At 61.7% G+C, this 19464-nt stretch carries 12 protein-coding genes; 10 read left to right on the top strand and 2 right to left on the bottom strand.

Going from position 1 to position 19464, the window contains the following annotated elements:
* Positions 1 to 127 precede the first annotated feature (127 nt).
* Positions 128 to 1399, bottom strand: coding sequence for a malic enzyme-like NAD(P)-binding protein (locus tag KUV72_RS00335; protein ID WP_206940233.1), 1272 nt, complete (start codon positions 1397 to 1399; stop codon positions 128 to 130).
* A gap of 377 nt (positions 1400 to 1776) precedes the next feature.
* The gene (gene rpmE / locus KUV72_RS00330) at positions 1777 to 1989 is read right to left on the bottom strand and encodes a 50S ribosomal protein L31 (RefSeq protein WP_206940235.1); all 213 of its coding nucleotides are present in this window, start codon (positions 1987 to 1989) and stop codon (positions 1777 to 1779) included.
* Between the two features lie 168 nt (positions 1990 to 2157).
* Between rpmE and KUV72_RS00325 the strand changes: the two genes are divergently transcribed.
* From KUV72_RS00325 to ubiB, 10 genes are all read left to right on the top strand, one after another.
* Positions 2158 to 4383 carry a primosomal protein N' gene (locus KUV72_RS00325; RefSeq protein WP_222237067.1) on the top strand — a complete coding sequence of 742 codons (2226 nt, stop codon included), beginning with the start codon at positions 2158 to 2160 and terminating at the stop codon, positions 4381 to 4383.
* Between the two features lie 130 nt (positions 4384 to 4513).
* Positions 4514 to 6199 (top strand): arginine--tRNA ligase, encoded by a 1686-nt coding sequence (argS, locus tag KUV72_RS00320; RefSeq protein WP_222237066.1) that lies wholly within the window; start codon positions 4514 to 4516, stop codon positions 6197 to 6199.
* A 3-nt stretch (positions 6200 to 6202) separates the two neighbouring features.
* Positions 6203 to 6946, top strand: coding sequence for an SPOR domain-containing protein (locus KUV72_RS00315; RefSeq protein ID WP_222237065.1), 744 nt, complete (start codon positions 6203 to 6205; stop codon positions 6944 to 6946).
* 597 nt (positions 6947 to 7543) lie between these two features.
* A complete protein-coding gene (locus tag KUV72_RS00310) occupies positions 7544 to 13603 on the top strand; it encodes an Ig-like domain-containing protein (protein ID WP_222237064.1) in 6060 nt (2019 codons plus the stop codon).
* A 330-nt stretch (positions 13604 to 13933) separates the two neighbouring features.
* Positions 13934 to 14452, top strand: coding sequence for an ATP-dependent protease subunit HslV (hslV, locus tag KUV72_RS00305; protein WP_206940245.1), 519 nt, complete (start codon positions 13934 to 13936; stop codon positions 14450 to 14452).
* Between the two features lie 2 nt (positions 14453 to 14454).
* Positions 14455 to 15777 carry an ATP-dependent protease ATPase subunit HslU gene (gene hslU, locus KUV72_RS00300; protein ID WP_222161582.1) on the top strand — a complete coding sequence of 441 codons (1323 nt, stop codon included), beginning with the start codon at positions 14455 to 14457 and terminating at the stop codon, positions 15775 to 15777.
* Positions 15778 to 15945: 168 nt separating this feature from the next.
* Positions 15946 to 16329: a gamma-butyrobetaine hydroxylase-like domain-containing protein gene (locus tag KUV72_RS00295; RefSeq protein WP_222161581.1), complete on the top strand. Its 384-nt coding sequence runs from the start codon at positions 15946 to 15948 to the stop codon at positions 16327 to 16329.
* Between the two features lie 111 nt (positions 16330 to 16440).
* Positions 16441 to 17187: a bifunctional demethylmenaquinone methyltransferase/2-methoxy-6-polyprenyl-1,4-benzoquinol methylase UbiE gene (ubiE, locus tag KUV72_RS00290; protein ID WP_206940250.1), complete on the top strand. Its 747-nt coding sequence runs from the start codon at positions 16441 to 16443 to the stop codon at positions 17185 to 17187.
* Between the two features lie 7 nt (positions 17188 to 17194).
* The gene (locus tag KUV72_RS00285; RefSeq protein ID WP_206940831.1) at positions 17195 to 17836 is read left to right on the top strand and encodes an SCP2 domain-containing protein; all 642 of its coding nucleotides are present in this window, start codon (positions 17195 to 17197) and stop codon (positions 17834 to 17836) included.
* The gene (gene ubiB, locus KUV72_RS00280) at positions 17833 to 19455 is read left to right on the top strand and encodes a ubiquinone biosynthesis regulatory protein kinase UbiB (RefSeq protein ID WP_206940251.1); all 1623 of its coding nucleotides are present in this window, start codon (positions 17833 to 17835) and stop codon (positions 19453 to 19455) included. Before KUV72_RS00285 ends, ubiB begins: the two co-directional genes overlap by 4 nt.
* Positions 19456 to 19464 lie beyond the last annotated feature (9 nt).

Genomic DNA, 19464 nt, shown 5'->3' with positions numbered 1-19464 from the left:
CTCGACACACCAAGCACTGCGCTCCCTGATCGAGCCCACACATACAAAAAAGCACAGACAAAAAAAGCCCTCCAGTGGAGGGCTTTTTCATTACCGCATGACCAGAGAGCCACGCTTGAGACGGCGCTCAGCTGCCGTAGACGTCGTCGATGGTCTTCAGCGGATAGTGCGAAGGATAGGGCTTGCGTGCCACCCCTGAGTCGACAGCCGCCTGGGCGACGGCGGAGGTCACTCGCTCCAGCAGGCGCACATCCACCGGGGTCGGAATGATGTATTCCCGGCCAAAGCTCATGGCGTCACGCTCGTAGGCATCCAGCACCGCCTGAGGAACAGGCTCGCGGGCAAGGTCCTTGAGCGCATGGACCGCCGCTACCTTCATCTCCTCGTTGATGCGGGTGGCACGCACATCCAGCGCGCCACGGAAGATGAACGGGAAACCCAGCACATTATTGACCTGGTTGGGGTAGTCAGACCGCCCCGTCGCCATGATGACGTCCGGGCGGGTTTCCCGGGCCAGGTCGGGATGAATCTCGGGATCCGGGTTGGTGCAGGCAAAGACGATGGGGTCCTTGGCCATCTTGCGGATATGGTCGGCCGTCATCAGGCCGGGGCCGGACAGGCCGATAAAGACATCCGCGCCATCGATGGCGTCGTCCAGTGTGCGCTTGTCGGTATCCACCGCAAACATCGCCTTGTGCTGATTCAGGTCTTCCCGCCCGCTATGGATGACTCCCTTGCGGTCGAGCATCACCAGGTTGGCGGGATTGGCCCCACAAGCCACCAGCAGCTTCATGCAGGCAATCGCAGCAGCACCAGCCCCCATACAGACGATCCGCGCCTGCTCAAGCGACTTGCCGGCGATATCGAGCGCATTCAGCATGCCCGCCGCCGTCACGATGGCGGTACCGTGCTGGTCATCATGGAAGACCGGAATCTTGCAGCGCTCGACCAGGGCTTGCTCGATCTCGAAACACTCCGGCGCCTTGATGTCCTCGAGATTAATGCCACCCCAGCTGTCGGCAATGCGTGCCACCGTGTCGATGAACGCCTGCGGACTCTCGGCATCGACCTCGATATCGACCGAGTTGATGCCGGCAAAGCACTTGAACAGCACCCCCTTGCCTTCCATGACCGGCTTGCTGGCCAGCGGACCGAGGTTGCCAAGGCCAAGGATGGCAGTGCCATCGGAAATCACCGCGACGGTGTTGCCCTTGCCGGTATAGCGATAGGCATTCTCCGGGTCCCGAGCGATTTCGCGGACGGGCTCCGCCACGCCAGGACTATAGGCAAGCGCCAGGTCCTTGGCGGTGGCCGTCGGTTTGGTCAGCTCGACCGACAGCTTGCCGGGAATGGGAAGTGCGTGATAGTCCAGCGCAGCCTGCTTCTTTGCGTCTGTCATGCTTGGTGTCCGGATATCCTTGTGGAACGTGGCCACACAATATAGAAAAATATTCCATTTCTCAACATTGGCACCAAAAGCGATATTTACACGCTCGTTTGAAGATGTTCGCTGACAATGTCGACAACTTTTGCTGCATTGCACCAACGTCTAACAAAGCGCTGAATCCATCAGCCGAGCGACGCAACAGTCCTTAGAAGACTAGACCTCAGCGACATCTTACGCATTGATGCGCCGCAACAGCGATACCCAGAAACGTGGTGCGATGCGTCCTCCAGATACAACAAACCCGCCAATGCTGGCGGGTTTGTGACGGGCAAAGCCCGAGCGTCATCATGACATTGCGCCGTCACCTAACGACGGCGCCCATCAGACGATCAACGCTTGAGTGCAGCACCGAAGCGCTTGTTGAAGCGCTCGACGCGGCCACCGGTGGTAGCCTGCTTCTGCTTGCCAGTGTAGAAGGGGTGGCACTGAGAGCAGACGTCCAGGTGCAGGTCGTGACCGACAGTGGAGCCGACTTCGAAGCTGGCGCCGCAGGAGCAAGTCGCGTTGACCGTCTTGTAATCCGGGTGGATACCTTGTTTCATCGTGAACCTCACTTTTCGGTATGCCGCCACCTGATCCATTGCCAGGCACCGCATACGGGTAATGGCACGGCCATCGTGCATGCTGTGACGCACCACCGTGCCGGCCGGTGAACCGCCTGCCTGTTACAGGCGGCGGAGCATTCTAGCAGACTTCATTGTGGAGGCCAATTGCCTGACACCCCTGCCCCGCGCGTACTGCGCATTGCTATTCCCTCACCTCTGCGCAGACTGTTCGACTACCGTCCTGGCGGCCCAGTTCCGCCCGACGGCTGGCAGGAGGGCCTGCGCGTGCGCGTTGAATTCGGTCGTCGGCAGGTGGTGGGCGTCATCGTGGCCTGCGCCGATGACAGCGACTTCCCACTGGACAAACTGAAGCCCATTCAGAGCTGCATCGACAGTACGCCGCTACCGGCGGACTGGCTTTGGCTGTGCCGGTTCACCGCACGCTACTATCAACATGCGCTGGGCGACACCCTGGCACATGCCATGCCGGTGCTCCTCCGCCAGGGCCGACCACTACAGGCCCGCACCCGTGAGCGCTGGATGATCAATGCCAACGCCGACCGCTCGCGACTGGGACGCGCGCCTCGCCAGGCCGCACTGCTCGAGATGCTGGGCCAGCATCCTCACGGCCTGACGACCCAGGTGGTCCTGGCACAGTCCTTCAGCCGAGACCAGCTGGGCTCCCTGGAAGCCAAGGGACTGATCATCCGCCATGAGGAAGCGCTCGCCGCGGCCCCCACGGACGACACCAAGGGCCTGCTCGCCAGCCCCGCCCTCAGCCTGAACGACGAACAGGCGAAAGCGCTCAATCGGTTGCACCAGGGCCTGGATCGCTTTCACCCGTGTCTGCTGCACGGTGTCACGGGAAGCGGCAAGACCGAGGTCTACCTGCAGCTGATCGAGGCCGTCGCGGCCAAAGGTCGCCAGACCTTGGTGCTGATTCCGGAAATCGGGCTTACCCCCCAGACCCTGGGACGCTTCCGCCAGCGCTTTCGTGTGCCCGTCGTCGCGCTACACTCCGGTCTGACCGACCATGAACGCCTGGATGCCTGGGAAGCGGCTGCCAGCGGCAGAGCGCTGATCATCATCGGCACCCGCTCGGCCATCTTTACGCCGCTGGCGAGGCCAGGCCTGATCATCGTCGATGAAGAGCACGACGGCTCCTTCAAGCAGCAGGACGGACTGCGCTACCATGCGCGAGACCTGGCGGTGGTGCGCGCCAAGCGCGACCAGATCCCACTGCTATTGGGTAGCGCAACACCCTCATTGGAAAGCCTGCATCGCGCGTTGACTGGGGACTACGCCCACCTGCGGCTGACCCAGCGAGCGACCCGCCACGCTCCCGCTCGCCTGGAGCTTGTCGACCTGAAGGGGCGCACTCGCCGCGGCGGCCTGATTCCACCGGTTATCGACGCCATCAAGGCCACTCTGAGCGCCGGACATCAGGTCCTTGTGTTCATCAATCGCCGCGGCTTTGCCCCTACCCTGTCCTGCCATGCTTGCGGCTGGATGGCGGACTGCGATCATTGCGATGCACGCATGACGTGGCATCGCCAGCCTCCCATGCTGGCCTGCCATCACTGCGACCGCCGGCGGGTACTTCCCGACGCCTGCCCAGAGTGTGGCAGTGCTGACCTGCGCCCGCTGGGCAGCGGCACCGAGCGCACCGAGGAAAGCCTGGCCGAGAGCTTTCCCGACATTCCCGTGCATCGTATCGATCGTGACAGTACCCGTACCAAGGATGCCCTGGAGAAGATGCTGACGGAGGTGCGCCGGGGCGAGCCGGCCATCCTGGTGGGCACTCAGATGCTGGCCAAGGGACACCATCTGCCTCACGTCACTCTGGTGGTCGTGGTCAATGCCGATGCAGGTCTCTATGCCAGCGACTTTCGTGCCCTCGAGCATTCCGCCCAGCTGCTCGAGCAGGTGGCGGGCCGCGCCGGGCGCGCGGCCCACCCTGGCAGAGTGCTGGTACAGACCATGCACCCGGACGACCCGAACCTTCGTTTGCTGGCAGACCGGGGCTATGACGCTCTGGCCCAGACACTGCTGGATGAGCGACGCATCGCCGCCCTTCCTCCCTACCGTTTCATGGCCCTGCTGCGCATGGAGGGGCCTCGAGAAGAGGCACTGACCACCCTGGCACGAGAGCTCGCCCGCGAATTGCGCGATCACATCAAGCAACAGGCGCTCGAACTCGACTGCCTCGGCCCAGTGCCCGCCCCCATGGAGCGGCGACAGAATCGCTACCACTTGCAGCTGGCGCTGATGTCTGACAAGCGCAGTCAGCTGCACCCTGCCCTGGCGTGGCTGGCACAGCGGCTAGAGGCCTGGCCCGACGCCCGACGCGTTCGTTGGTCGATCGATGTCGACCCTCAGAGCCTGAGCTGACCCGGAATTTCCATGAGCAGACGTCCGGCCTTTAAAGGCTGGACGCAATCATCGATAATGCACGGTCTGCCTGCCGACTGGCGCCCTGATCGCCGCGCTCGGCCACCGTGCCACAGGACATAGACGCCTCATGAAAGACACTATCGTTGCGCTGCTGGATGCCGCCCTTGCCGAGCTCAAGCAGCAGGAAGTCATTCCCCAGGAACTCGCCCCCACCTACAAGGTCGATCCGACCAAGGACAAGGCTCACGGTGACTACGCCACCAACCTCGCCTTGATGCTGGCCAAGCCCGCCAAGTCAGCCCCGCGCCAGGTAGCGGAAAAACTGGTGGCCGCCCTCCCGCAAAGCGATGCTGTCGCCAAGGTCGACATCGCGGGCCCAGGCTTCATCAACTTCTTCGCCGCCACGGACGCCGCTGCCCAGGTCGTGCGCCACGTGCTGGATGCTGGCGATACGTTCGGCCGCAGCCTGACAGGCCAGGGAGAGAAGGTGCAGGTCGAGTTCGTCTCGGCCAACCCGACCGGCCCGCTGCACGTCGGACATGGCCGTGGCGCTGCCGTCGGCGACTGCCTGTGTCGCCTGCTTGAGGCCACCGGCTACGACGTCACCCGCGAGTTCTACTACAACGATGCAGGCGCTCAGATCAGCAACCTGGCGCTGTCCGTCCAGGCCCGCGCCAAGGGGCTCGGGCCAGACGACGCAGGATGGCCGGAGGACGGCTACCGCGGCGACTATATCACCGACGTGGCCAACGCCTACCTGGCCGGTAACACCGTCCATGCCGACGACCGCCATGTGACCGGCAAGGGCGACCCCGATGACCTCGAGGCCATCCGCGACTTCGCCGTCGCCTATCTGCGCCGGGAGCAGGACCTCGACCTGCGTGCCTTCGGCGTCAGCTTCGACGTGTACTTCCTGGAGTCCTCGCTGTACGAAGACGGCAAGGTCGAGGAAACCGCACGACGCCTGGCAGAGAATGGTCACACCTATGAGCAGGAAGGCGCTCAGTGGCTGCGCACCACGGACTTTGGCGATGACAAGGACCGGGTAATGCGCAAGAGCGAGGGCGGCTACACCTACTTCCTGCCGGATGTGGCGTACCACCTCGACAAGTGGCAACGGGGCTTCACCACCGTCGTCAATGAGCAGGGGGCCGACCACCATTCCACCGTGACCCGGGTCCGCGCAGGGCTGCAAGCCCTGGACGTGGGTATTCCCAAGGGCTGGCCCGACTACGTGCTGCACCAGATGGTGCTGGTGACCCGTTCAGGGGTCGAGGTCAAGCTGTCCAAGCGCGCAGGAAGCTATGTCACCCTGCGAGACCTGATCGATGAGGTCGGGCGAGATGCCACCCGTTTCTTCCTCGCTGCCAGGCGGGCAGACTCCCAGCTGACCTTCGACATTGATCTGGCGCGCTCCCAGTCCAATGACAACCCGGTCTACTACGTGCAGTACGCCCACGCCCGCGTCTGCAGCGTGCTGCGCAAGGCTGAGAGCGAAGGCCTGGCCTTCGACCACGCCACGGGCATGGCCAATCTGGGCCTGCTCGAAGCGGATCAGGAAAAGGCGCTGCTCAATCGCCTGGCCCGCTACCCCGAGGTGGTCGAACACGCCGCCAAGGCTCGCGAGCCCCAGCAGATTGCCCAGTACTTGCAGGACCTCGCTGCCGATTTCCACAGCTGCTACAACGCCTGCAAGGTCATGGTCGACGACGCTGCCTTGCGCAATGCTCGCCTGGCACTGGGCCTTGCCGCCCGCCAGGTGCTGCGTAATGGGCTTGACCTGATGGGCGTCGGCGCGCCGGAGGAGATGTAAGCCATGGCCACTCGCAAGGCGCCGCCCCGCAAGCGGGGAGCCACCAGCAGCCAGAAGCGCAAACAGCCCTCCACGCGCGGCCGCGGCGGCATTCCCGGCTGGCTGTGGGCGGCCGTCGGCCTGGCGGCTGGCTTTCTTCTGGCACACCACCAGAACGGCACCGCGCCATGGCAGGATCCGCGATCGCCGATCGCTGCGGTACTGCCCAAGCCATCGAGCAATGATGGCCAGGGCGGTGGAACAAGTAGTACTTCCACCAGCGGCGGGCAAGGTCAGAGCAGCGACAGCGAACCGCCTATGCCGACCTTCGAGTTCTACACCCTGCTCCCGGAGTCCGAGGTCATTGCGTCAGACGAGGAAGTGCCCGAGTCCACGGCTCGTCGACCGGAAGCGGCAACGTCCAGTGATGAGGCCATCTCGGACGATGACCCGATTGCCGCCGTGATCGCCGCCAACTCCCGCGATGACACATCGGCGAGCACGCCCTCCGAGACGCCCCGCAGCGCCGAACGCCGCTACATGCTGCAGGCAGCGTCGTTTCGTGAAGTGGGCGATGCACGCCAACTGGCGGGGCGGCTCAAGGACTTCGGCTTGCTGGCCAAGATCAGCGAGGTCGAGGCCACCGGCGGGGCGACATGGCACCGGGTGCAGGTCGGCCCTTACAGCGACCGCAACGAGCTGGCACGCGCCCAGGACCTGATGAGCACCCAAGGTATCGAACCCTTGCTGATTCAACTGCAGAATTGATGCCTTACCCCGTCACTTGACGACGGCTTGCTGACACCTCGAGGCCCGCTTCCTGCCATCAGGAGCGGGCCTTGTTGTTCACGGCAACCACCTTCACCCTGCTGGCCACTCCCTCCTCATGGGGCTTTCTTCGTTTTCCCGCCATGCCATCGCTCTCTCGGGAACACGCTTCTTCTTTATCACCCATCGAGATAACGATTTTTGAGAGGGAGCTGTCATATGCCTCCGTCCCATTCCAGCACGCTTCTACTCGTCCCTAGGTACATGCAACACTGACATAGCTCAACACCAATGCATGAAAAACAACACTCTTGCATAAACAATACTCTTAAACGTCATCCAACGAGCTGATCAAGACAAATAACATCCTTCTTACATCACCCAAACACGCAGCAATTAGATTACCCACCTGCCCACACAGCCAGTATTACCATTTTGCTCACATCACTAGCATGGTTTTCGCCAGCGCATGCCCATTTGACGGGGTTACGCCAACAACCCTGAAACTGCACAACAATGGCGAATTCTGTCATTGAGCGTCGGCACATTTTCTCTACTTATAGGTGGATAGTGATGGCTGAAAGCAACGTTGAAACAGTGAACACAACCGCGTTCCTTGATGAAGATGGACTGACAGGTGGCAACGCTGGTGGAATCAATGACCTCCCCGGCACGGATATCACCACCCAGGGATTGATCAGTTTTTCCTACAACAACGGAACTCCTGCCAGCAGCTCGCCTTTTACCTGGAACACCACAGGCATTCAGGCAATCACGTCCGGTGGCTCCGCCGTGACGTATTCAGTGTCAGGTGACGGTCTGACCCTGACAGCCGCCGACGAAGGTGGCGAAAAAGTCTTCGAACTTGTTATGCAAGACACCTCTTCGGGTCTGTTTGAGGCGACCCTTTTCAAGTCAGCCGACCATGGTATTTCTACGGCGGAGGACGATCTGCTGTTGCAGATTGGCTTCACCTTGACTGACAGCACCGGCGCCACCTCGACCGACATGATCGCGGTCTTTATTGACGATGATTCACCTGCCATCACTTACCAAGATGGCAGCGAAATCGAAGTTTCCACCACACACACCGGCAACTGGACGCTCAGCGGCGGTGCCGACGGTCTGGAAGATGCCAGCGTCAAGGTGCCTGGCGACAGCACCCGCTACGCACTCGATACCGCCATTCAGCTGGACAATGGCGTGCTGACCATCAAGAGCGACGGCACCTGGACCTTCACCATCGACAGGGACGTCATCGAGGATGACCCTAAACTCAGCTTCACCGTAACGGCCAGCGACACCGACGGTGACGTCACCAGCCGTACCTTCAATACCACGGTAAAACTCAAGGCTGTCCCCGTCACGCCCGAGACGGACGATGATCCCGCGACCACGTCGCCAACGGCTACCGTAGACGAAGATGGTCTAGAAGGTGGGGGCGAAGGAGGCATCGGCGATGTGCCCGAAATGTTCGCCACAGCCCGGGGTGAGCTTGGCTACAGCTATGGTGCCAGCGGCCCTGCGGCCGGGGCCGACGCCTTCTCTTGGCACCTGGAAGATATGCCCTCCTTAACTTCTGGAGGCGAAGCCGTCAGCTATACCTTGAGCCCTAACGGCCGGGTCATTGAAGGCAAGACGCCAGATGGCGAAGCCGTCATTACCCTGCAGCTCATGGATGTAGAGAACGGTAGCTATACCGTCTTTATTCGTCAGCCGCTGGATCATTCCGACACGACTATGGAGGACAATATCGAGTTCTCCGTCGGCTTCACCATCACCGACGCAGAAGGCCTGAGTGCCGATGGCAAGCTGAACGTCGTCGTCAATGATGACTCCCCCAAGACTCTTCAAGATGGAGCCTCTACCGACAGCACCACGGCGGTGACCGTGGACGTCCTTGAGAACGATCGTCCCGGTGGTGATGGCAGCCAGGTAACAAAGGTGGAGGTACAAGGCGGAGCCGCTACCGGCACGGCCGCGATCAACGCCGACGGCACCGTGACCTTTACACCAAACGTCAACTTCGCAGGTGACGCCGTCATTACCTATACCTTGGTGGATGGCGATGGCGACCAAGCCACCGGCGAGCTGGCGATCAGCGTTGACAGCGCAGGCAATGTGGGCCCAGTCACGCCTGATAGCGATGGTGATCCGCTGACCAAGACGGAAATTACCGTGCTGGATGAAGAAGGGCTTGCAGGAGGGGTGCGAGGCGGTGTCAATGATGCGCTGACGACCGCGACGGTGCGCTTCGGCACGCTGGGATATGACTTTGGCATCTACGGAGCGGCGGATACCGGCGCCTTCCGCTGGGACCCCAGCAACCTGCCACTCATCTCCACCGGTGGCGAAGCCATCACCTTTAACTTGAACGGCAACGGTCGTTCTCTGGTCGGCAGCACTGACTCTGGCGAGAAGGTCGTCTTCATTCAGTTAACCGATGTGCCGACAGGCACTTACAAGGTGGTCATCACCAAGCCGCTGGATCACCGCAACCCTGAGGTCGAGGACGATATTCGCCTGGTGGTCGGCTATACCGTCACGGATAAGCAGGGTTTAACGGCAAAGGGCGCTCTGAAAGTCATCATTGATGATGACTCCCCCCTGGTGAAGGATGATCAGACGTCCACCGACAACCAAAGCCCCATCACCTTCGATGTTCTGGCCCATGACCAGGCCGGAGCAGATGGCGCTGGGCAACTGTCTGCGACCGTTGCTGGCGGCGATAGCGTCGGCACCGTTGTGGTCAATGCCAACAACACCCTAACCTTTACTGCGGCTCCGGACTTCACCGGCAAAGCTATTGTCGACTACACCTTCACCGATGGTGATGGCGACATTGCTTATGGCAAGCTCAAGGTGGACGTCACCCAGACGGCCACAGGGCCGACGACGCCAGACACCGATGGTGACCCTTCCTCCAGTGCTCCTCTTGCCATTGTAGATGAGGACGGCTTGCCAGGTGGAAACGAAGGCGGCATCGGCGACATTGCTGGTACAGCCATCGTAAAAACAGGTCAGCTGAATTACGACTTTGGCTCGTTGGGGCCTGCCGGTCCAGCCGATGCGTTCTCCTGGGACCAGAGCTCGTTGCCGCAGCTGACCTCTGGGGGTAGCGACGTCACCTTCTACCTCAACGGCAACGGTCGCTCTTTGGTGGGCTTTGACGATCATGGCCGGAAGGTGATCACCATTCAGCTGCCTGACCTGGCGTCAGGAAGCTACAAGGTGGTGCTCCATCAGCCGCTGGACCACGCTAACCCGACAGAAGAAGACAACTTCGTACTGGACTTGGGCTATACCATCACCAACAGCGCTGGCGCCCAAGCCTCAGGCACTTTAAAGATCCTGGTGAATGACGACTCATCGCAGGCACGAAATGACCGCGTTGATGCCGAGGACAACTCACCTGTGACGCTGAACGTGCTGGCGAACGATGCGCTGGGCGCCGACGGAGCCCACATTAGCAAGGCAACCGTGGTCGGCGGTGCAGACGTTGGCACCGTGTCCATCAACAGCGATGGCACTCTGACCTTCACCCCTGCTCCCAAGTTTGAAGGGATTGCCAGGATCTCCTACACCCTCAAGGACGGCGACGGCGATACCAGCAGTGCCACGGCAACGGTCAATATCATGGATAACGGCATCGTACCCACGACGCCCGAGACCGATGGTGATCCTAACACCACATCCCCTGTCACCACCCTCGATGAGGACGGCTTGGCAGGTGGCCTGGCCGGTGGTAACGGCGATGTGTCCGGTGAAGTCGTGAAGACGACGGGATCTCTAGGCTATACCTTCGGCGAGGACGGTCCGGCCAGCACAGGCGCCTTCACCTGGCAAACGGCGGGCCTGCCGTCGCTGACTTCTGGCGGTGATGCCATCACCTTTAGCGTCAGTGCCAATGGCACCGTGCTGACGGGCAGCACGGCCGATGGCACGCCAGTACTGACCGCCAAGGTCACCGACCTTGCCTCCGGCAGCTACGAAGTGGTCCTGAGCGATGTCCTTGATCATCCGATGATCAATACCGAGGACACCATTTCCCTGGACCTCGGCTATGCACTGACAGATGGTGACGGCGATGTCGTCATCGGCAAGTTGACCGTCAACATCAACGACGATATGCCGGAAGTGTTCATGTCGGACCCGGCCTTCCTGGAAGATGCAGCGTCCGGCGCTATCAACTTCGCCACCCATGCGGGTGCCGATGGTGCCGATAGCGTGGTGTTCTACGAAGCCATCGATGGCACCGCAGCGCTGGACAGCGCTGGCAACGCTCTGATCTACCTTGGCAAGCCCCTGACCTACGCACTGAGCGACGATGGCAAGATGCTGTCAGCGGTCACCGCTGACGGCGACGTCGCCTTCTCAGTGGCCCTGTCGGACGATGGAACCAGCTACTCGGTCATGGCCAGCGATGCCTTTACCACTGGCGAAACCAATGACGTCATCGTATCAACGGGAACCGCTGCCGAGGACCACAGCTTCATCGGCTACAACGTGGCAGACGCAGAGCCCGGCAACGATGTACTGATCAGCTCCAAGGGCCAGACCATCGTTCGCGATGGCAACGCCCTGGGTGTCAAGGATGCCAAGATCAGTGCCGGTGAGGTCATCCGCGTCGACTTCCTCAACAATGCGGTCATCAGCAAGAGTCAGGTGTCCTGGGATAGCCATCAGTCCATCAGCCGCTATCAGCAGACGCTGCATGTCGATGGTACCTCCAGCTCGACGGCGTCCCTCTCTGTCTCCGCATTTGCCTTTGAGGCCGACGGCGGCGCCGGCAGCACGGTCCCTGCCCTGGGCAGTGGCACCCCTGTCGACCTGTCGGTCAGCAACATCTCGGTATTCGATGCCGTGGGTGTCGAGGTTACCTCGGAGATCACCCTGACCGATAACGGCAACAGCATTACCGTGGCCGGCATCCAGGACGGATGGCGTCTCGAACTTGAGAGCAGCCAGCCCTTCCAGGCGGTGGAAATCACTGGCCAGGTGGGCAATGACCTTAGCCTCGGCGGCATGGAGTATCGCTCGGGCGGTGAAGGTGGCAGCCTTGATGTCACCTACGAACTGACCGGTACCGATGGGGATGGCGACTACGCCGAAGGCTACCTGACCCTCGAGACCCGCGAGGAAGACAGCGTGCAGGCCGGTGGTGACGGCGATGACACCATCACCGCAGGTCACGGCGACGATGTCATCATCGGCGACGATGGCGGTAGCGCGACCATCATCGAGAATGGCAAGGACTACAACCTGGCCCTGGTGCTCGACTTCTCCGTGAGTACGTTGGCGTTCACCGACGTGCCGAAAGAGAACTATCCAGGCCACTTCAAGACGCGTATCGACATCTTGAGGGAGGCCGTCACCGAATTCGTCAATGGCCTCAAGGATCATGTTGGCGTCATCAACATGAACGTGGTGATCTTCAACGATCACGCCTACACCATGGAGTTCAAGGACGTCGTCGGCAACAATCTGTTCCAGTCCATCATCGACCGTGTCAACGGCTGGGGCCCAGGTGGTTACACCAACACCGAAGACGCGTTCCGCAAGACAGAGACCTGGTTCAAGCAAGTCAGCACTGACGACGTGGAAAACCAGACCATCTTCTACACCGACGGTACGCCTCAGTTCTACATGGCGGGCGTGAACAACGACGCCAAGGTGTGGACGACCAACACCACCCAGGTCACGATGCAGGAGACGGTAGATGCCTTCAACGACCTGACGCAGTACACCGATGTGCACGCGGTGGGCTGGGATGAAACGCCCAAGACCCGCACGGTACTGCCCGACGATACCAACGTCTCGCAGATCACCCAGTACTTCGACAACACCAACGTGGTCGGGGAGTCTACCGTCATTCTGGATGACGGCACCGAATTCACCGGCACCATTGGTGAGGCGGAGATTGTCGACACCCAGTTCGAGCTCAACCTGGCCTTGGCCACCGGTTCCAAGGAAACGGGATACAACGGTCTTGGCAACGACACCCTGGATGGCGGCGGCGGCAACGACATCATCTTTGGTGATACCACCAACAGTGACGAGCTGAGCTGGACCAATGGCGACACGGGAGCAAGCTTCGCTGCTGGCACCCATGACGGCATGGGCCTGAGGGGGGTATTCGAGTTCCTGACGTGGTCTCCGGAGCACGGTGATGGTGAAGCACCGACCAATGCCCAGCTCAGCGACTACGTTCGCGACAACTACGAATCGCTGCTGGAAACCACTCGAACCCAGGGCGGTGATGACATCCTGAGGGGCGGTGCTGGAGATGACATCCTGATCGGCGGTGGCGGTGCAGACACCTTTGTCTTCACTCTCGCTGACGCAGGCGTCGAGGGCTCGCCCGCGACGGACACCATTGTCGACTTCCACACCGGTGTCTATGGCTCTAGTTCCAGTGCCGACAAGCTGGATCTGTCGGATCTGCTGGAAGATGCATCAGAGGCGTCGCTGTCTGACTACCTGCTGGCAGAACAGCAAGGGGCCGACACCGTGCTGCACATCGACGCAGGTGGCAACATCAGCGCCGATGGCAGCAATGCCAGCCAGGTCATCGTGCTGTCCGATGTCAGTATGTCGGGCTCCAGCGATGACTTCCTCAAGGGTCTGTTGGAGAACCACCAGCTCGATATCGAGTAAGGCTTGCATTGAGCCGCTATCGATACCCGCAGTAGCAAGGAAGCAGTTGATGTAAAAGGAAGAAACAGCACCCGGCCTCGGCCGGGTGCTGTCGTTTATAGGCCCTGAGCGATGCCTGCAGCGTCAACCATGGCCAGCGACAGTCTCCATGGCTAGGCCATGAACGTGTTCTGCCCTACCGCCAGCGCGATGCCCGCTGTGCCCGGTTGAAATCTCGGCATGGTGCCCACACCTCCCAGACTATCGTCTTCAACGAGGGACCCTTCCCTCGAAAGTCACAGGAAACCCGAGGCCGGTCGAATGCCGGGGTTTCCTCAAGGAGAATGCTCCATGACCACGATTGTTTCCGTTCGCCGCGGCGACCAGGTGGCGCTGGCTGGTGACGGCCAGGTGTCACTGGGCAACACGGTAATGAAGGGCAACGCCAGCAAGGTGCGGCGGCTCTATCATGGCCAGGTGCTGGCAGGCTTTGCCGGCGGTACCGCGGATGCCTTCACCCTGTTTGAACGCTTCGAAGCCCAGCTCGAGAAGTATCAGGGCAACCTGGTCAAGGCAGCGGTGGAGCTGGCCAAGGACTGGCGCACCGATCGCGCTCTGCGTCGTCTTGAAGCCCTGCTGGCGGTCGCCGACAAGAAGGCCTCGTTGATCATTACCGGCAATGGCGACGTGGTCGAGCCCGAGCGCGGCATCATTGCGATTGGCTCCGGCGGCAACTTTGCCCTGTCCGCCGCCCGCGCACTGCTGGAAAACACCGAGCTGTCGCCCCGCGAGATCACCGAGAAGTCGCTGGAAATCGCCGGTGACATCTGCGTGTACACCAATCATCACGTGACCTTGGAAGAGCTTTGATCATGACCCAGATGACACCCCGCGAAATTGTCCACGCGCTGGATCAGTACATCGTCGGTCAACAGGATGCCAAGCGCTCCGTGGCCATCGCCCTGCGCAACCGCTGGCGTCGCATGCAGCTCGACGGTGAGCTGCGCCAGGAAGTCACGCCGAAGAACATTCTGATGATCGGCCCCACCGGCGTCGGCAAGACCGAGATTGCTCGACGCCTGGCCAAGCTGGCCAAGGCACCGTTCATCAAGGTCGAGGCCACCAAGTTTACCGAGGTGGGCTACGTCGGGCGCGACGTCGAGTCGATCATCCGCGACCTCACCGAAGCGGCCATCAAGCTGGTCCGCGAACAGGCCAAGGAAGAGGTCGGCCACCGCGCCGAGGACGCCGCAGAGGATCGAATCCTCGACGCCCTGCTGCCGCCGCCGCGGGGCCAGGAAGACGAACCTCGTCAAGACTCGTCCACCCGCCAGATGTTCCGCAAGAAGCTGCGCGAGGGTCAGCTCGACGACAAGGAAATCGAGATTCAGGTGTCTCCCCAGGCACCCAATCTGGAATTCCAGACGCCGCCGGGCATGGAAGAGATGACCAACCAGCTCCAGAGCCTGTTCTCCGGCATGGGCAAGGGCAAGACCGAGACCCGCAAGGTCACGGTCAAGGAAGCCTTCTCTATCCTGCGCGATGAAGAGGCCGGCAAGCTGGTCAACGAGGACGACATCAAATCCCGCGCCGTGGAGGCGGTGGAGCAGAACGGTATCGTCTTCCTCGACGAAATCGACAAGGTGGCCAAAGGCAGCGGACAGTCCAGCGGTGGGGAGGTCTCCCGAGAGGGCGTCCAGCGCGACCTGTTGCCGCTGATCGAGGGCTCCACCGTGTCGACCAAGTACGGCATGGTAAAGACCGACCACATCCTGTTCATCGCCTCAGGGGCCTTCCACCTGTCGCGTCCGTCAGACCTGATCCCGGAACTGCAGGGCCGTCTGCCCATCCGCGTCGAGCTGTCGGCGCTGACGCCGGAGGACTTCAAGCGCATTCTGACCGAGCCATCCGCCGCTCTGACCCGTCAGTACGAGGCGCTGCTGGCCACCGATGGCCTGGAAGTGCAGTTCACCGACGACGGCATCGAGCGCATCGCCGAAATCGCCTATAACGTCAATGAAGGCACCGAGAACATCGGGGCTCGCCGCCTTCACACCGTGATGGAACGACTGCTGGAAGAAGCTTCCTTCAAGGGCTCCGACATTGGCAGCCCGCTGGTCATCGACCGCGCCTACGTCGATTCTCAGCTGGGTGAGCTGGCGATGGACGAGGACCTGAGCCGGTATATTCTGTAATACCTTGCCATGCCCGACGAGGCTTGAGCATCACTCCCACGGGCCGCCGCGCATCGCGCCGCGGCCCGTGTCGTGATGATAGGCTGTCATGACCATCCCAGATGACCAGCTTCAATCACAAGGGCAGCAGCAAGCGCAAGATCGGCATATCACTCCGTGGAGATCGACATGACAGCCCCTACCCCTACCCTGGTGCACTATCACAGGAAAGCGCGTGAGCTGGAGATTGGCTATGCCGATGGCTCACGCCACCGCCTGCCGGTGGAATACCTGCGGGTGTTCTCGCCGTCTGCCGAGGTTCGCGGCCACGGCGCCGATACCGCCACCCTGCAGGTAGGCAAGAAGGATGTAGGTCTTGCCGATATTCGCCAGGCCGGACGCTACGCGCTCAAGCTTCACTTCGATGACGGCCATGACAGTGGGCTCTACAGCTGGGACTACCTGGCCTGGTTGATCCGCGAGCGCGACGCCAACTGGGCCGACTACCTCGAACGCCTCGAAGCCGCTGGCGCCAGCCGCGAGCCGCTGGGTATCGAGATCCGTCAGCTGTAGCAGCACTCGTCTTTCCGAGGCCAGGCCACGGTCAAAGACAAGCCCGGCCCGCAAGGCTACAATGGCCGTTTTCTAGGCCCATCTCGCGACAGCTCACGACTCGGGAGTCCCATGGATAAGCGCACTACCCACTTTGGTTTTCAGGACGTGCCGGTCGACGAAAAGGCGTCACGCGTCGCCGATGTCTTCCACAGCGTGGCAGCCCGTTATGACGTCATGAACGACCTGATGTCCTTCGGTATCCATCGTCTGTGGAAGCGCCTCACTATCGAGCGCTCCGGTGTTCGCCCAGGCCACAGCGTGCTTGATATTGCCGGTGGAACGGGGGATCTGGCGCTCAAGTTCTCGCGGATGGTGGGCCCTCGCGGCAAGGTCGTTCTGGCCGACATCAACGCGTCGATGCTGGGAGTGGGCCGTGACAAGCTGCTCGACCGCGGCGTCGGTGGCAACGTCGAGTACGTTCAGGCCAACGCGGAATGCTTGCCCTTTCCCGACAATACCTTCGACTGCATCACCATCGCCTTTGGCCTGCGCAACGTTACCGACAAGGATGCCGCGCTGGCGTCGATGGCGCGCATCCTGAAGCCTGGGGGCCGTCTGCTGGTGCTTGAGTTTTCCAAGCCCGGCAACCCCCTGCTGACCCGAGCCTACGACGAGTACTCATTTCGCCTGTTGCCGAAGATGGGCGAAATGGTGGCGGGTGATGCCGACAGCTATCGTTACCTGGCCGAATCAATTCGCATGCATCCTGACCAGGAAACGCTGAAGGGCATGATGGAAACGGCCGGCCTCGAGCGTGTCGAATACACCAATCTCACCGGTGGTATCGTCGCCCTGCACCGCGGCATCAAGCTTTGAGGACATGATGGCCTTGACCCCGACCCTGCTGCTGGCCGGCATCGAGAAGACCGTCAACACCCTGCTTGCCCGCGACCCCGCTGCCCCCTCGCGGCTACGCCAGCTGGCGGGCCAGCGCGTCCTGCTGTGCCTGGAATCGCCGCCGGTGCAGCTGGGCCTGTGCTACCACCCTCAAGGGCTTGACCTGCTGCTGATCGATGAGGTCGAGGAAGCTGCCTGGGATGCGGTGGTCGAGCTGGACACGGATACCCTGGGACGCCTCGCCGGCGGTGCCGACATGGAGCGCCTGATGTTCGAGGGCCGCCTGGCGGTGCGCGGCAAGATCCACCTGCTGGAGGCAACTCGCGACCTGCTGCTGGACCTGGATCTTGACTGGGAGGCCGAACTCGCCCGCTGGCTGGGGGATCTACCCGCCCACCAGCTTGCCGAAGGGCTACGCGGTCTATCCCGCTGGGGGCTTCGCACCCAGCGGGAACTGTGCGCCGATGTCTCCGAGTACGTGTTCGAGGAAGCTCGCTGGCTGCCCGGCCGCCACCAGCTGGAAGCCATGCGCGACGCCCTGACCGAGCTCGAACTCGCCACTGATCGCACCGAAGCACGCCTCAAGCGCCTGACCCGCCGCCTGGCCCAGGAGAACGACGCCCCATGATCCTTCGCCCCCTGCGCATCATCTGGGTCGTCACCCGTTATCGCCTGGATACCCTGCTGCCCCTGGAGAAACTACCCTGGTGGCTACGCCTGGTGTTCACCTGGTCGCCGCTCAAGCTGGTGCCCGTAGGTGAGCGCTCACGGGGTGAGCGGTTGCGCCTGGCGCTGGAGTCGCTGGGACCGATCTTCGTCAAGTTTGGCCAGATGCTGTCGACGCGACGCGACCTGTTTCCCGACGACATCGCCAACGAACTCAAGCGACTGCAGGATCAGGTACCGCCCTTCCCTGGCGAGCAGGCAGAAGCGCTGATCGAAGAGTCCCTGGGTGAACCGCTGTCGGCGCTGTTTGCCGAATTTTCGCGGGAGCCGCTGGCCTCTGCATCGATCGCCCAGGTTCACACGGCGCGCCTGCACGATGGCCAGGATGTGGTGGTCAAGGTCATCCGCCCGGGCATTGATCGGGTCATGCGCCAGGACATGTCGCTGATGTATCTGCTGGCCAAGGCCCTGAGTTTTCTGCCCGAGGCACGCCGACTGCATCCGCTGGAGGTGGTACGCGACTACGAGGTCACCCTGTTCGATGAACTGGACCTGACCAAGGAGGCGGCCAACACTTCCCAGCTCAAGCGCAACTTCGAGCGCTCGCCACTGCTTTACGTACCGTCGATCCACTGGCCGCTGACGCGCCAGAAGGTCATGGTCCAGGAGCGTATCCACGGCGTTCCGGTGGCCGATATCGATGCCCTCAAGGCCCAGGGGACAGACCTCAAGCGGCTGGCCGAGCGAGGCGTCGAAATCTTCTTCACCCAGGTCTTTCGCGACAATTTCTTCCATGCCGATATGCACCCGGGGAACATCTTCGTCTCGCGCCAGAATCCGAGCGATCCCCAGTACATCGCCATCGACTGCGGCATCGTCGGTAGCCTGACAAGGGAAGACCAGGACTATCTGGCCCGCAACCTGCTGGCCTTCTTCCACCAGGACTACTACGAGGTGGCGGCGCTGCACATCGAGTCCGGCTGGGTGGCAGAAGACACCCGCGCCAACGAGTTCGCCGCCGCGGTGCGTACCGTGTGTGAGCCGATCCTCGAAAAGCCGCTCAAGGATATTTCCTTCGGCCAGGTGCTGCTGGGACTGTTCCAGACCGCACGGCGCTTCAACATGGAAGTCCAGCCACAGCTGGTGCTGTTGCAGAAGACCCTGTTGAATATCGAGGGACTCGGCCGCCAGCTCTATCCCGATCTTGACCTGTGGGCCACCGCCAAGCCGTATCTGGAGCAGTGGATGAAAGAGCGCGCCGGCGCCCACGGACTCTGGGACTCCTTCAAGCGGCAAGCGCCGGAGCTCACCCGCCAGCTACCGGAACTGCCCGTGCTGGCCCACAAGGCGCTGTCGGAAACCGAAAAGCGCTCCCGACAGATCACACAACAGGCCGATGTACTGACCCATATCCTGAGTCAGCTCACCCGCCAGGCCAAGCGCGTTCGACGGACCCGTCTGGGCCTGGCGCTGGCCGCCGTCGCACTGGCTTGGCAGCCTTTGACGGCATGGCTATCGGGCCAGCCATGGCCCGTCCTGCTGGCGGCAGGCATTGGCACCCTGCTGGTGATCTGGAACTGACCCTTCATG

The organism is Halomonas sp. DP4Y7-1, assembly GCF_019800705.1.
GTDB lineage: Bacteria > Pseudomonadota > Gammaproteobacteria > Pseudomonadales > Halomonadaceae > Halomonas > Halomonas litopenaei_A.
Note: the sequence above shows the minus strand (reverse complement) of the source record. Positions and strands in the feature narration are given on the sequence as shown.

What these genes read in the sequence shown, in the direction of transcription:
- KUV72_RS00335 (WP_206940233.1), bottom strand. Translation starts at nt 1,399, where the DNA reads ATGACAGACGCAAAGAAGCAGGCTGCGCTGGACTATCACGCACTTCCC.
- rpmE (WP_206940235.1), bottom strand. Translation starts at nt 1,989, where the DNA reads ATGAAACAAGGTATCCACCCGGATTACAAGACGGTCAACGCGACTTGC.
- argS (WP_222237066.1), top strand. Translation starts at nt 4,514, where the DNA reads ATGAAAGACACTATCGTTGCGCTGCTGGATGCCGCCCTTGCCGAGCTC.
- KUV72_RS00315 (WP_222237065.1), top strand. Translation starts at nt 6,203, where the DNA reads ATGGCCACTCGCAAGGCGCCGCCCCGCAAGCGGGGAGCCACCAGCAGC.
- hslV (WP_206940245.1), top strand. Translation starts at nt 13,934, where the DNA reads ATGACCACGATTGTTTCCGTTCGCCGCGGCGACCAGGTGGCGCTGGCT.
- hslU (WP_222161582.1), top strand. Translation starts at nt 14,455, where the DNA reads ATGACCCAGATGACACCCCGCGAAATTGTCCACGCGCTGGATCAGTAC.
- KUV72_RS00295 (WP_222161581.1), top strand. Translation starts at nt 15,946, where the DNA reads ATGACAGCCCCTACCCCTACCCTGGTGCACTATCACAGGAAAGCGCGT.
- ubiE (WP_206940250.1), top strand. Translation starts at nt 16,441, where the DNA reads ATGGATAAGCGCACTACCCACTTTGGTTTTCAGGACGTGCCGGTCGAC.
- KUV72_RS00285 (WP_206940831.1), top strand. Translation starts at nt 17,195, where the DNA reads ATGGCCTTGACCCCGACCCTGCTGCTGGCCGGCATCGAGAAGACCGTC.
- ubiB (WP_206940251.1), top strand. Translation starts at nt 17,833, where the DNA reads ATGATCCTTCGCCCCCTGCGCATCATCTGGGTCGTCACCCGTTATCGC.